We start from the raw sequence: 11,696 nt of genomic DNA, 5'->3' as shown, positions 1-11,696 counted from the left end.
TACAGCAGTCCAATGAACTGCCCGCAAGGACACCGCCGCCTACGCTTCTCTTCCCCTCTCAACAATGTCAAAGAGCATTTGTCTCGCCAGGAGACTGGAAAGAACCCCAAGCACCCCGGCTTCCCTTGCGGGCCGTCCAGAGCTTGAAGCCTTCCCCGGCGCCAGTCCACAAGAACCGCGCCGCCGATGAAGATGTTCTAACCGAACCCCTTCCGCAGGTCAACACCTTTTCCGAATAATTTTTCGAATTCGGCATCGCCTGGCGCCATCGTTCAGTATTCAAGCAAGCTTCAGCGTTCGCAAAAGCGTATCCGCTTTTGCGTTTACTCGATCCAGATCGACGAGATCGATCTGGATACCTCGATTTTCCGTCAGAGGAGCCAAGGAAGATTGCCAGATACTGGCGTCCATGGCTCGTGCCGCTGATCAGGATCTGTCGAGACCTTGATCGAGACCCGATCGAACGGCGAGATCCAGGGATCTCGGTAGCGTCGGCGTCTTTTGAGATTGAAGCTCGCCCGAACTGAATTCCGGCGGGGCTGCGGATATGTCGATTCCCGGCTTGTTTGTCAACACCCGACAATGACCTTCCGGGAGCTTTCTATTCCACTGACCCGGGAGGGCTCGCAGATCGGGCTCCCGCGAGAAGCCGCACCGGTCGTAAGGGGGGATTGGAGCGGGCGATGGGAATCGAACCCACGACATTCAGCTTGGGAAGCTGACGTTCTACCTCTGAACTACGCCCGCGCGCCTTTATTCATATCCGGCCTTTCGGCGATCCGGCAAGGGGGCAGAAGGGATTACCGGAAATGCTTCGAGAGCTTCAGCCCCTGCGCCTGGTAGTTCGATCCCGCGCCGGCGCCGTAGAGCACCTTGGGGCGCTCGGCCATGCGCTCATAGACGAGGCGCCCGACGATCTGCCCGTCCTCCAGGATGAACGGCACATCGCGGGAGCGCACCTCGAGCACGGCCCGGGCCCCCTCCCCTCCTGCCTGCGCATGACCGAAGCCCGGATCGAAGAAGCCGGCATAGTGGACGCGGAACTCGCCCACGAGAGGATCGAACGGCACCATCTCGGCGGCATAGTCCGGCGGCACGTGCACGGCCTCCTTGGAGGCAAGAATATAGAACTGGCCCGGATCCAGTATCAGGGTGCGGGAGGCATCCGCATAAAGCGGCTCCCAGAAATCGGCGACGCGGCAGGAGCCCGGCTTGTCCACATCGACGAGGCCCGTATGGCGTTTGGCCCGGTAGCCGATCAGGTTGTCAGGCCCGAAGCCTGCCAGATCCACGCTCACGGCAACGCCATCCTGGATGGACGGCTCGGCGGAGGCCACCACCCGCTCGCTGCGGTGGAGCGCCAGAAGCTCGGCGTCGCTCAGGCGCACCTCGCCCTTGCGCAGACGCAGCTGGGACAGGCGCGTTCCCGTCCGGACCAGCACCGGGAAGGTGCGCGGCGAGATCTCGGCATAGAGGCGGCCGCGATAACCGGCGCCGATCGTGTCGAATTCCTGGCTGTGGTCGGTGATGACCCGGGTGAAGACGTCGATGCGGCCGGTCGAGCTCTTGGGGTTCGCCGCCGCCGAGAGATCCTCCGGCAGGGCCAGTTCCTCCTGGAGCTCCGCGATATAGACGCTGCCGGTTTCCAGAATGGCGCCGCGGCCCAGGTCGATCTCGTGGAAGCTCAGCTGGTCAAGGCGGTCCTGGACCGTGTGATTGCGCCCCGGCAGGAAGCTGGCGCGGACGCGATAGGCCCGACGCCCCAGCCGGAGATCCAAACTCGCCGGCTGAACCTGGTCGGACGCGAAGGGCGTCTCCGGCTTGATGGCTCCCGCCTCCGCCAGGCGCATGATGGCATCAGCCGATTGGATCCCGTCCTTCAACGCAACCATATCCGTCATCCGAGAGCCCTGCCGTCCTGAAAGTATTGAGCCTGTCAGTATCCTCTAAGCCTTGTTACGGAATTCTCAATCGCTTTCCTCGGGCTCGTCGCGGAAGGCGTGCCAGGCCAGGGTGACCCGCGCCAGCGCGCTCATCAGGGTGAGCCCGGCGAAGGCATAGGCCAGGATCGCGAAGTGCTGGGGAAGCAGGATCATGGCGGCGAAGAACAGGATCGTTTCCGTGCCCTCCATGAAGCCGGCCGTGAAATAGATCGACTTGATGCCCCGGACATCGCTGCTCATCCCGCGCTTGGCGGCAACCGCCGCGAAGGCGAGAAAACTCGCTCCATTGACATAGAAGGAGAACAGGAGGACCGCCGCCGGCAGCGCGAGGGCATCGGGGTCCCGCAGGGCGAAGGCCAGGGGGATGGCCCCGTAGATCGTGAAATCGAGCACGATGTCGAGAAAGCCGCCCCGATCCGTGCGCCGGGTCGAGCGGGCAATGGCGCCGTCAAGACCGTCGAGCAGCCGGTTGAGCCCGAACAGGACGAGGGCGGCCCCGTCGAATTGCAGGGCGATCATGAGGGCCGCTGCGAGCCCGAGCCCCAGTCCCGCCAGGGACGTGGCATCGGCGGAGATCCCCATCCCCGCAAGGCCCTGCCCCAGCCGATCCAGCGGCGGATCGATCCTGCGCCGCACCCATCCGTCGAGCATCGCCCGTTCTCCCCTGCCTCGATTGACGAGGCGTGAGGACGGCCTTACCACGGGCGGGACGAACTCCTCTACTGGCTGAAGGCAGTCTCATGTACAAGGCCGTGACCCGCGGCATCTCTGTGACGGTAACGCCCCGCTACATGCCCGAAGAGTCCTCCCCCGACGATAGCCGCTATTTCTTTGCCTATACGGTGGAGATCATCAACACGGGCCTGGAGCGGGTCCAGCTGCGCGCCCGGCACTGGCGGATCACCGACGAGAACGGCCATGTGCAGGAAGTGCGCGGCGCGGGTGTGGTCGGCGAGGAACCGGTGCTCGGGCCCGGCGAGAGCTTCAGCTACACGAGCGGCTGCCCCCTGACGACCCCAAGCGGCACCATGCAGGGCACCTACCTGATGGAGACCGCGGGCGGCGAAACCTTCGATGCCGAAATCCCCGCCTTTTCACTCGACATTCCGCGCGCAAAACGCGTGCTGCACTGAGGATCCCGATGTCCCCCAACGGTCAGCGGCTGACGCCGCTCGAAATGCTGGCGAAGCTCGTGTCTTTCGACACGGTGAGCTCGAAATCCAACCTGCCGCTCGTCGAGTTCGTGGAAGGCTACCTGCAGAGCTGGAACGTGCCTTACGTGCGCCTGCCGAACGAGGCCGGCGACAAGGCGGCCATCTATGCAACAATCGGCCCGCAGGATCGCGGCGGCATCGTGCTGTCCGGCCACACGGACGTGGTGCCTGTGACGGGCCAGGCCTGGACGACAGATCCTTTTACGCTTCGGGTGGAGAACGGGCGCGCCTATGGACGCGGCGCGGTGGACATGAAGGCCTTCGACGCGCTCGCGCTCGCCATGGTTCCGGAATTCCTGCAGGCGAACCTCGTCACGCCGATCCACATCATGCTCTCCTATGACGAGGAGACCACCTGTCTCGGCGTCGTCGACGCCATTCGCCGTCTCGGGCACGACCTGCCGCTGCCGAAGGCTGTCTTCGTCGGAGAACCGACGATGCTCGAAGTGGTGGATGCGCACAAAAGCGTCGTGACCTTCAGCACCACCGTGCATGGATTCGAGGCGCATTCGTCGAAGCCCTATCTCGGCGCGAGCGCCGTGATGACGGCGGCCGACCTGATTGCGGAGCTCAACCGCATCGGCGACGAGATGATGGAGCGCGGCGACACGAGCGGCCGCTTCGACCCGCCTTACACGACCGTACATGTGGGCACGATCGCGGGCGGCACGGCCCGCAACATCCTGTCGAAATCCTGCAGCTTCCACTGGGAGTTCCGGGGCCTGCCGAGCCTCGATCCGCAGGAGATCCCGAGCCGCCTCGAAAGGTTCGCCCAGGATGTCGCCATCAAGCGCCTCAACCGCTTCGGCGAGTTCGGACGGATCGAGACGAAGCTCGAGGTCTCCGTTCCGGGCCTTGCGCCGGAGCCGGGATCTTTCGCGGAAACTCTCGCCCTGCGCCTTGCCGGGAAGAACCACACGCAGACCGTTCCCTTCGGCACCGAGGCGGGACACTATCAGGCAGCGGGCATTCCAACGGTGGTCTGCGGTCCGGGCTCCATCGACCAGGCCCATCAGCCCGACGAGTACATCACCCTGGACCAGCTGGAGGCGGGCGTGGCCTTCATGCGCCGGCTCGCGTCGGCCTGCGCGAGTTCCTAAGACCGTTCGCAACACTCTGTCCTCATCCTGAGGAGCAGCCGTGAGGCTGCGTCTCGAAGGAGGCTCCAGCGCTCTCTGGAAACTCCTTCGAGACGGTCGCTCCGCGACCTCCTCAGGATGAGGTGAGTGTGTGTTGAGAAGGAATTATTGGGATGCTTCCGACTTGGCGATCTCGGCTTCGACTTCCGCCGGATCCAGATCGTAGAAGCGCGAGCAGAACTCGCAGGTGATGCCGATGCGGCCGTTGTCGCCCACCATGTCGCGGCGGTCCTCAGTCGAGAAGCGGTGCATCATGCTCATGATGCGCTCATGCGAGCAGGTGCATTCCTCGTGCACGTGCTGGCCCTCGAAGACACGCACGCCGCGCTCATGGAACAGGCGATAGAGAAGCGTCTCGCTCGACACGGCGGGATCGATCAGCTCGTGATCCTCGACGGTGCCGATCAGCGACTTGGCCTCGAGCCAGGCATCGTCCTCGGAAGGCGTGCCGAGATCGTTCGACGGGTGGCCCTCAGGGATATCGCCGGGATCGAGATCGGCCTGCCGCAGACGCTCGGAGGAGGATGGCAGGAACTGGATCATCAGGCCGCCGGCGCGATAGGTGTGGCGCCCGTTCTCGAACTGCTCGGCCACGGCCAAGCGCACCTGGGTCGGGATCTGCTCCGACTGGCGGAAATACTGGTGCGCGGCCTCCTCGAAGCCCTGTCCCTCGAGGGCGACGACGCCCTGATAACGGCTGCGGTCGGAGCCCTGGTCGATGGTCATGGCAAGGTAGCCGGAACCCAGAAGCTCGCCCGTCGTCACGGCTGCTGAATCGAGGGCATCCAGCCGGTCCTTGTCGAAGCGGGCCGTGGCGCGCAGGCGGTCCGGCGCGTTGAAGTCCACCACCACCATGTCGATGATGCCGTCGGTCTTCGTCTGCAACTGGAAACGTCCCTCGAGCTTGAGGGACGCGCCGAGCATGACGGTCAGTGCCGCCGCCTCGCCGATGACGCGGGCCACCCGGTCGGGATAGCCGTGGCGGGCCAGGATCGTGTCGATGGAAGGGCCGAGACGCACCACGCGCCCGCGCACGTCGAGGGGCTCGACCGCGAAGGGGAGGACGACGTCGTCATTACCTTCAAACGAGGCTGAACTCATGCGTTTGCTGCTCCAAGGCACCAGGCCAGGATGCCCTTCTGTGCGTGAAGCCGGTTCTCGGCCTCGTCGAAGACCACGGATTGCGGACCGTCCATCACCTCATCGGTGACCTCCTCGCCCCGGTGGGCGGGAAGGCAATGCATGAAGATCGCGTCCTTGTCGGCCACGCCCATGAGCCTGCCGTTGACCTGATAGGACTTCAGCAGGTTCTGGCGGCGGAACTCGTCGTCGTCGCCCATGGAGACCCAGCAATCGGTGATGACCGCGTGGGCACCCTCGGCGGCCTCGAAGGCATCGGTGGTCACACTGATCTTGGCCCCTTCCTGTTTCGCCCAGGACAAAAGCTCCGGGCGCGGCGCAAGTTCCGGCGGGGAGGCGATCTTCAGGGTGAAATCCAGGCGCGCCGCCGCGTGGACCCAGGAGGCGAGCACGTTGTTGGCATCGCCCGTCCAGGCGACCGTCTTGCCCTCGATGGAGCCGCGATGCTCCTCGAAGGTCATGATGTCGGCCATGATCTGGCACGGATGCGTCGTCTTGGTCAGGCCGTTGATCACCGGGATCGAGGCATACTGGGCCAGTTCCGTCACCATGGCATGATCAAGGGTGCGGATCATGATGGCGTCCACATAGCGGGACAGGACGCGGGCCGTGTCGGCGATGCTCTCGCCACGGCCGAGCTGCATCTCCTTGCCGGTGAGCATCAGGGTCTCGCCGCCCAGCTCGCGCATGCCGACGTCGAAGGAGACACGAGTGCGGGTGGAGGGCTTGTCGAAGACCATGGCCAGGACCTTGCCCTCGAGCGGGCGCTCCTTGGCCTTCTCGCCGCGGCGACGCTTGGCCTTGAGGTCGGAGCCGATCCTCAGAAGGCTCCGGATCTCGGCTCCCGAAAAATCGCTGAGATCGAGGAAGTGACGGGTCTTCATTGAACGGCTCCCCGCTGGGAGACGTTCTGCTGCCCAGCTTCAATGGCCGCGCAGGCGGCTTCGATGCGGTTGACGGCCTCGGAGATCTCCACATCGCTGATGATCAGCGGCGGCAGGAGACGGGCCACGTTGTCGCCGGCGCCGATCAGAAGCAGCTTCTGGGCCCGGGCGGCGGCAATGAACTCGGTGTTGGGCACGACGCTGCGCAGGCCCATCATGAGGCCATGGCCGCGCACGTCGGAAATGACGCCGGGGTGGCGGTCCTTCAGCTCGGCAAGGCGCTGCTTGAGCAGCAGGCCCTTGCGCTCGACCTCCTTCAGGAAGCCGGGCTCCAGGATTACGTCGAGCACCGCATTGCCCACCGCCATGGCGAGCGGGTTGCCGCCGAAGGTGGTGCCGTGGGTGCCGACCGTCATGCCCTTGGCAGCCTCGACTGTCGCAAGGCAGGCGCCCATGGGGAAGCCGCCGCCGATGCCCTTGGCGACTGACATGATGTCGGGCGTCACGCCGGTCCATTCATAGGCGAAGAGCTTGCCGGTGCGGCCGACGCCGGTCTGGATCTCGTCGAAGATCAGGAGCAGGCCGTGGCTGTCGCACAGATGGCGCAGCTCGCGCAGGAAGGCGTTCGAGACCGTGCGGATGCCGCCCTCGCCCTGGATCGGCTCGATCATGAGGGCCGCGGTCTCGGGGCCGATCGCGGCCTTCAGGGCGTCGAGATCCTCGACGGGAACCTGATCGAAGCCGTCCACCTTCGGGCCGAAGCCCTCGATATATTTGGCCTGGCCGCCGGCCGCGATGGTCGCCAGCGTCCGGCCGTGGAAGGCGCCCTCGAACGTGACGATGCGGAAGCGCTCCGGATGACCGTTCACGGAATGATGCTTGCGGGCCATCTTGATGGCCGCCTCGTTGGCCTCGGCGCCGGAATTCGAGAAGAAGACCACGTCCGCGAAGGTGTTCTCGACCAGGCGCCTCGCCAGCCGCTCCCCTTCGGGGATCTGGAAGAGGTTGGAGGTGTGCCAGACCTTGGAGGCCTGCTCCGTCAGGGCCTGGACGAGGTGCGGGTGGGCATGGCCCAGGGCGTTGACCGCGATGCCGGCCCCGAAGTCGAGATATCGCTCGCCATCTCGGCCGAAGAGCCAGGGACCCTCCCCTTTCTCGAAGGACAGCTCGGCACGGGCATAGGTCGGCAGCAATGGCGATGTCACAGGTTGTCTCCGCCTCCAAGGACCCAAGGTCGCACCTGGATCCGAAAAAGAAAGCGCCGCCCCAGCGGGGGCGGCACGGATCGGGATTCTACCGAGGTGCGGGACCCTGTCAATTCAAGAGAAATGAAGTGACTCATCACAAGGGAATTTTTGCCCCGAGGAGTTCCTTGGGGAAAACGACAGGGCCTGTTCGGGGACTCTTGCGCCGGAGTCCACCCATCCTGTAACTTCGGGTCAGTCAAGCACGGCATTCGTGCGGCGGCATTCACCCTCAGGAGTGACCCTCACAGCGCGGTCGGACACAAAAACCCTGTCCGCGATGTATCCGGGATTCTGATGTTTGGAGGCCGCCTCCGAAGGAGGCAGATTGAAAATGATAGATGCGGGCGCAACTTGGACGGACGAGCGGGTCGAGCTCCTGAAGAAGCTCTGGACCGACGGTTTGAGCGCGAGCCAGATCGCCGCCGAGCTGGGCAACGTGACCCGCAATGCGGTCATCGGCAAGGTTCACCGCCTCGGCCTGTCCGGCCGCGCCAAGGACGCGAGGCCGGCCGCCTCGGCCGCAGCCGCCCGCCCCCGCAAGGCGACCCGCGCGCCGAGCGCCCCGGCTCCCCTGCCGCCCCAGCCGCACAACAACAATGTGGTCATCGCCCCCATCGCCCTCCAGCCGGTGGCAGCTGAGCCGCAAGTTTATGTCGAGGACGACCTGGCCGTTCCGGTCTCCGAGCGCGTGACCATCATGGACCTGCGCGAGTCCATGTGCCGCTGGCCCATGGGCGACCCGACCAAGCCAGAATTCCGCTTCTGCGGGGCCCGCTCCATCACGGGCCTGCCCTACTGCACCCACCATGCCCGCGTCGCCTACCAGCCGGTGGCCGACCGCAAGCGCGACCGCAAGCTCGCCCGGGCATAAGCCTCATCGCACCCAAAACACAAGAGCCGCGCTGATCGCCTCAGCGCGGCTCTTTTTTGTGTCCAGCGCCCTGACGCCTCAGGCCTCGAGCGGCTGATCCTCGCGGGCGAAGGTCTCGTCGAAGGAATAGCCGGCGCCGCGCACCGTGCGGATGGGATCGGGCTTGCGCGGCAGGCCGATGGCCTTGCGCAGGCGGCCCACATGCACGTCGACTGTGCGCTCGTCGATATAGACGTCGTGGCCCCAGACCGCATTGAGCAGATGCTCGCGGGAAAAGACACGACCCGGGCTCTGCATCAGGAATTCCAGAAGGCGGAATTCCGTGGGGCCCAGGTGCAGCTCCTGGCCGGCGCGGCGCACCCGGTGGGTTTCGCGGTCGAGCTCGATGTCGCCGGCCCTGAGCAGGGTGGCGATATAGGCAGGCTTCGTCCGGCGCAGGAGTGCGCGCACCCGCGCCAGCAGCTCCGGCACGGAAAAGGGCTTGACGATGTAGTCGTCGGCGCCGGTCGAGAGCCCGCGGATGCGGTCGCCCTCCTCGCCGCGGGCCGTGAGCATGATCACCGGCAGGCGTTCGGTTTCCGACCGGGCGCGGATGCGCCGGCACAGTTCGATGCCGGACAACCCGGGCAGCATCCAGTCGAGCAGCACGATGTCCGGGATCTGCTCGCGCAGGCGGATCTCCGCCTCGTCACCGCGGGACACGCTGTCCACCTCGTAGCCCTCGGCCTCGAGGTTGTAGCGCAGGAGGAGCATCAAGGGCTCCTCATCCTCCACGATCAGAACGCGTGGCCCCATGGTCAGGCTCCCGCCTCGATCGTCGTATCGATGGAGCGGTCGTTCTTGGGCCGGTCGATGGCGAGCGTCTCGGCCGTGACGAGGTAGTGCACGGTCTCGGCGATGTTGGTGGTGTGGTCGCCGATGCGCTCGATGTTCTTGGCGCAGAAGAGAAGATGCGTGCAGAACGAGATGTTGCGCGGGTCTTCCATCATATAGGTTAGAAGTTCCCGGAACAGGGAGGTGTAGAGCGCGTCGATGGCGCCGTCGCGCTTCCACACATCGAGCGCCTTCGCAGTGTCCTTCTGCGCATAGGCGTCGAGCACGTCCTTCAGCTGCGCCATCACCAAGTCGTTCATGTGCCGGAGGCCGACCACGATCTTGTGCGGCTGGAAGTCGTCGCCGATGGCGAGCGCCCGCTTGGCGATGTTCTTGGCAAGATCGCCGATGCGTTCCACGTCACCGACGATGCGGATGGCCGAGATGGTCTCGCGCAGGTCGACCGCCAGCGGCTGGCGGCGGGCGATGGTGAGGATGGCGTTCTCCTCGACCTCGCGATGGAGAACGTCGAGACGCGGATCGGAGGCAATCACCGCCTGGGCCAGAGGCTTGTCGTGGCGGGCGAGCGCGGCAACGGAATCGACCAGCATCTTCTCGGCGATGCCGCCCATTTCGGCGATGCGCTGCCGGAGCCCCTGGAGATCGGCATCGTAGGAGCTAACGATATGCTCTGACATGGAAGTCCTCCGTGAACCGCTTCGATCAGCCGAAGCGGCCCGTGATGTAGTCCTGCGTCTGTTTCTTGCTCGGTTTCATGAACATCTTGGTCGTGGGGCCGAACTCCACGAGCTCTCCCAGATACATGAAGGCCGTGAACTGCGAGATGCGCGCCGCCTGCTGCATGTTGTGCGTGACGATCACGATGGTGAACTCGGCGCGGAGCTGCTCGATCAGCTCCTCGATCTTGCCGGTGGAGATCGGATCGAGCGCGGAGGTCGGCTCGTCGAGGAGGATCACTTCGGGCTTCTGCGCGATGGTTCGCGCGATGCACAGGCGCTGCTGCTGGCCGCCCGACAGGCTCATGCCCGACTGGCGCAGCTTGTCCTTCGCCTCGTCCCACAGGGCCGCCTTGCGCAGGGCCTCCTCGACGCGGCCGTCGAGTTCGGACTTGGGCAGACGCTCATAGAGTTTGATGCCGAAGGCGATGTTGTCGTAGATCGACATCGGGAACGGCGTTGGCTTCTGGAACACCATGCCGACGCGGGCCCGCAGCTCGTTCACGTCGATGGAGGGCGAGAGCACGTTCTGGCCGTCGAGCAGGATCTCGCCGTCGGCGCGCTGCTCGGGATACAGACTGTAGATCCGGTTGAAGGTGCGCAGCAGCGTCGACTTCCCGCAGCCGGACGGGCCGATAAGGGCCGTCACCTGCCGGTCGTAGAAGTCGAGATTGATGTCCTTGAGGCTGCGGAAGTCGCCGTAATAGAAATTCAGGTCTCTCACGGCGATGCGCACCGGCGCTTCGGCATTTCCAGCGGCGGCTTTTCCAACGGCGCTGCTCGTGTTGAGGGCAATCGTGCTCATCGGACTTTATCCTTCCTCAGGAGCAGGCGTGCCACGACCGACAGCGCCAGGATCGACATGGTGATGATGAGAGCGCCGGCCCAGGCCAGCTCGCGCCAGTTCTCATAAGGAGAGAGAGCGAACTGGTAGATCATGACCGGCAGGTTGGCGACGCCACCCATCAGGTTTGGGTTGAACCAGAAATTGTTGTTGAGGGCGGTAAAGAGCAGAGGGGCGGTTTCACCGGCGATGCGGGCGGTGGCCAGCAGCACGCCTGTGACCATGCCGGCGCGAGCCGCCTTCCAGCTGATCTTGATGATCACGGTCGACATGGGCGCACCGAGCGCGGCACCGGCCTCGCGAAGCGAACCCGGCACGAGGCGCAGCATGTCCTCGGTGGTGCGCACGATCACCGGCACGGCGATGATCGCGAGCGCCACGCCGCCGGCCCAGCCGGAATAGCCGCCCATGGGCTGCACCATGAGCATGTAGACGAAGAGGCCGATGAGAATGCTGGGTGCCGCGAGCAGGATGTCGTTCACGAAGCGGATGACTTCCGCAAGCTTCGAGGTCTTGCCGTACTCGGCCAGGTATGTGCCGGCCAGCACGCCGACGGGCGTTGCCACGACGATGCCGAGAAAGGTCAGAATCAGGCTGCCTACGATGGCATTGGCAATGCCCCCGCCCTGGCTCCCCGGTCCTGGCGTCGTCTCGGTGAAGACCGCCGGCGACAGGCCGCCGATCCCTTCGATGAGCAGCATCAGCAGGATCCAGCCGAGGACAAACGCACCCAGGATCGTAAACAGGGTGCAGATGATCTTGAGGGCGCGGTCCGCCAGGTGGCGGCTGCGGCGCACCCGCCCCCAGGGCGCGGGAGCGGCCGTCGGTTCCGTTACCGACCGATGTTGCAGAGCAGTGTCCATC

At 65.0% G+C, this 11,696-nt stretch carries 12 protein-coding genes and 1 tRNA gene; 3 read left to right on the top strand and 10 right to left on the bottom strand.

Going from position 1 to position 11,696, the window contains the following annotated elements; genetic code table 11:
* Positions 1–672 precede the first annotated feature (672 nt).
* The 3 genes from JAO75_RS22035 to JAO75_RS22025 all read right to left on the bottom strand — a co-directional run bounded on the left by JAO75_RS22035 (position 673) and on the right by JAO75_RS22025 (position 2,594).
* A tRNA-Gly gene (locus tag JAO75_RS22035) sits at positions 673–747 on the bottom strand.
* Positions 748–800: 53 nt separating this feature from the next.
* Positions 801–1,892: a 2'-deoxycytidine 5'-triphosphate deaminase gene (locus JAO75_RS22030; RefSeq protein WP_199051360.1), complete on the bottom strand. Its 1,092-nt coding sequence runs from the start codon at positions 1,890–1,892 to the stop codon at positions 801–803.
* 75 nt (positions 1,893–1,967) lie between these two features.
* Complete coding sequence (locus JAO75_RS22025; RefSeq protein ID WP_199051358.1) at positions 1,968–2,594, bottom strand: CDP-alcohol phosphatidyltransferase family protein; 627 nt, start codon at positions 2,592–2,594, stop codon at positions 1,968–1,970.
* 89 nt (positions 2,595–2,683) lie between these two features.
* Between JAO75_RS22025 and apaG the strand changes: the two genes are divergently transcribed.
* Together apaG and argE are read left to right on the top strand one after the other, a co-directional pair.
* Positions 2,684–3,076: a Co2+/Mg2+ efflux protein ApaG gene (gene apaG / locus JAO75_RS22020; RefSeq protein ID WP_199051357.1), complete on the top strand. Its 393-nt coding sequence runs from the start codon at positions 2,684–2,686 to the stop codon at positions 3,074–3,076.
* A gap of 8 nt (positions 3,077–3,084) precedes the next feature.
* The gene (gene argE / locus JAO75_RS22015) at positions 3,085–4,257 is read left to right on the top strand and encodes an acetylornithine deacetylase (protein ID WP_199051356.1); all 1,173 of its coding nucleotides are present in this window, start codon (positions 3,085–3,087) and stop codon (positions 4,255–4,257) included.
* Positions 4,258–4,401: 144 nt separating this feature from the next.
* On the opposite strand, the gene JAO75_RS22010 is transcribed toward argE, so the two are convergent.
* Genes JAO75_RS22010 through JAO75_RS22000 form a run of 3 tightly spaced genes read right to left on the bottom strand, consistent with a single transcriptional unit; the run spans position 4,402 to position 7,525 of the window.
* Positions 4,402–5,397 (bottom strand): Hsp33 family molecular chaperone, encoded by a 996-nt coding sequence (locus JAO75_RS22010; protein ID WP_199051355.1) that lies wholly within the window; start codon positions 5,395–5,397, stop codon positions 4,402–4,404.
* Positions 5,394–6,320 carry an ornithine carbamoyltransferase gene (gene argF, locus JAO75_RS22005; RefSeq protein WP_199051354.1) on the bottom strand — a complete coding sequence of 309 codons (927 nt, stop codon included), beginning with the start codon at positions 6,318–6,320 and terminating at the stop codon, positions 5,394–5,396. Before argF ends, JAO75_RS22010 begins: the two co-directional genes overlap by 4 nt.
* A complete protein-coding gene (locus JAO75_RS22000) occupies positions 6,317–7,525 on the bottom strand; it encodes an acetylornithine transaminase (RefSeq protein ID WP_199051353.1) in 1,209 nt (402 codons plus the stop codon). The genes argF and JAO75_RS22000 overlap by 4 nt, the downstream gene beginning before the upstream one ends.
* A 373-nt stretch (positions 7,526–7,898) precedes the next feature.
* On the opposite strand from JAO75_RS22000, the gene JAO75_RS21995 reads away from it, so the two are divergent.
* A complete protein-coding gene (locus JAO75_RS21995; protein WP_199051352.1) occupies positions 7,899–8,438 on the top strand; it encodes a GcrA family cell cycle regulator in 540 nt (179 codons plus the stop codon).
* 78 nt (positions 8,439–8,516) lie between these two features.
* Here JAO75_RS21995 and phoB read toward each other — a convergent pair whose 3' ends face one another.
* Genes phoB through pstA form a run of 4 tightly spaced genes read right to left on the bottom strand, consistent with a single transcriptional unit; the run spans position 8,517 to position 11,695 of the window.
* On the bottom strand, positions 8,517–9,233 hold the full coding sequence (phoB, locus tag JAO75_RS21990) for a phosphate regulon transcriptional regulator PhoB (RefSeq protein WP_199051351.1): 717 nt from the start codon (positions 9,231–9,233) through the stop codon (positions 8,517–8,519).
* Between the two features lie 2 nt (positions 9,234–9,235).
* Positions 9,236–9,949: a phosphate signaling complex protein PhoU gene (gene phoU, locus JAO75_RS21985; RefSeq protein ID WP_199051350.1), complete on the bottom strand. Its 714-nt coding sequence runs from the start codon at positions 9,947–9,949 to the stop codon at positions 9,236–9,238.
* A 25-nt stretch (positions 9,950–9,974) separates the two neighbouring features.
* Entirely contained in the window at positions 9,975–10,793 is an 819-nt protein-coding gene (gene pstB / locus JAO75_RS21980) for a phosphate ABC transporter ATP-binding protein PstB (protein ID WP_199051349.1), read from the bottom strand.
* Complete coding sequence (gene pstA, locus JAO75_RS21975; RefSeq protein ID WP_199051348.1) at positions 10,790–11,695, bottom strand: phosphate ABC transporter permease PstA; 906 nt, start codon at positions 11,693–11,695, stop codon at positions 10,790–10,792. Before pstA ends, pstB begins: the two co-directional genes overlap by 4 nt.
* Position 11,696: the final 1 nt, after the last annotated feature.

Origin of the sequence: Microvirga splendida, from assembly GCF_016427565.1 — a bacterium.
Classification (GTDB): domain Bacteria; phylum Pseudomonadota; class Alphaproteobacteria; order Rhizobiales; family Beijerinckiaceae; genus Microvirga; species Microvirga splendida.
Note: the sequence above shows the minus strand (reverse complement) of the source record. Positions and strands in the feature narration are given on the sequence as shown.

What these genes read in the sequence shown, in the direction of transcription:
- argF (WP_199051354.1), bottom strand. Translation starts at nt 6,320, where the DNA reads ATGAAGACCCGTCACTTCCTCGATCTCAGCGATTTTTCGGGAGCCGAG.
- pstB (WP_199051349.1), bottom strand. Translation starts at nt 10,793, where the DNA reads ATGAGCACGATTGCCCTCAACACGAGCAGCGCCGTTGGAAAAGCCGCC.
- phoU (WP_199051350.1), bottom strand. Translation starts at nt 9,949, where the DNA reads ATGTCAGAGCATATCGTTAGCTCCTACGATGCCGATCTCCAGGGGCTC.
- JAO75_RS22030 (WP_199051360.1), bottom strand. Translation starts at nt 1,892, where the DNA reads ATGGTTGCGTTGAAGGACGGGATCCAATCGGCTGATGCCATCATGCGC.
- JAO75_RS22010 (WP_199051355.1), bottom strand. Translation starts at nt 5,397, where the DNA reads ATGAGTTCAGCCTCGTTTGAAGGTAATGACGACGTCGTCCTCCCCTTC.
- JAO75_RS21995 (WP_199051352.1), top strand. Translation starts at nt 7,899, where the DNA reads ATGATAGATGCGGGCGCAACTTGGACGGACGAGCGGGTCGAGCTCCTG.
- phoB (WP_199051351.1), bottom strand. Translation starts at nt 9,233, where the DNA reads ATGGGGCCACGCGTTCTGATCGTGGAGGATGAGGAGCCCTTGATGCTC.
- JAO75_RS22025 (WP_199051358.1), bottom strand. Translation starts at nt 2,594, where the DNA reads ATGCTCGACGGATGGGTGCGGCGCAGGATCGATCCGCCGCTGGATCGG.
- apaG (WP_199051357.1), top strand. Translation starts at nt 2,684, where the DNA reads ATGTACAAGGCCGTGACCCGCGGCATCTCTGTGACGGTAACGCCCCGC.
- argE (WP_199051356.1), top strand. Translation starts at nt 3,085, where the DNA reads ATGTCCCCCAACGGTCAGCGGCTGACGCCGCTCGAAATGCTGGCGAAG.
- pstA (WP_199051348.1), bottom strand. Translation starts at nt 11,695, where the DNA reads ATGGACACTGCTCTGCAACATCGGTCGGTAACGGAACCGACGGCCGCT.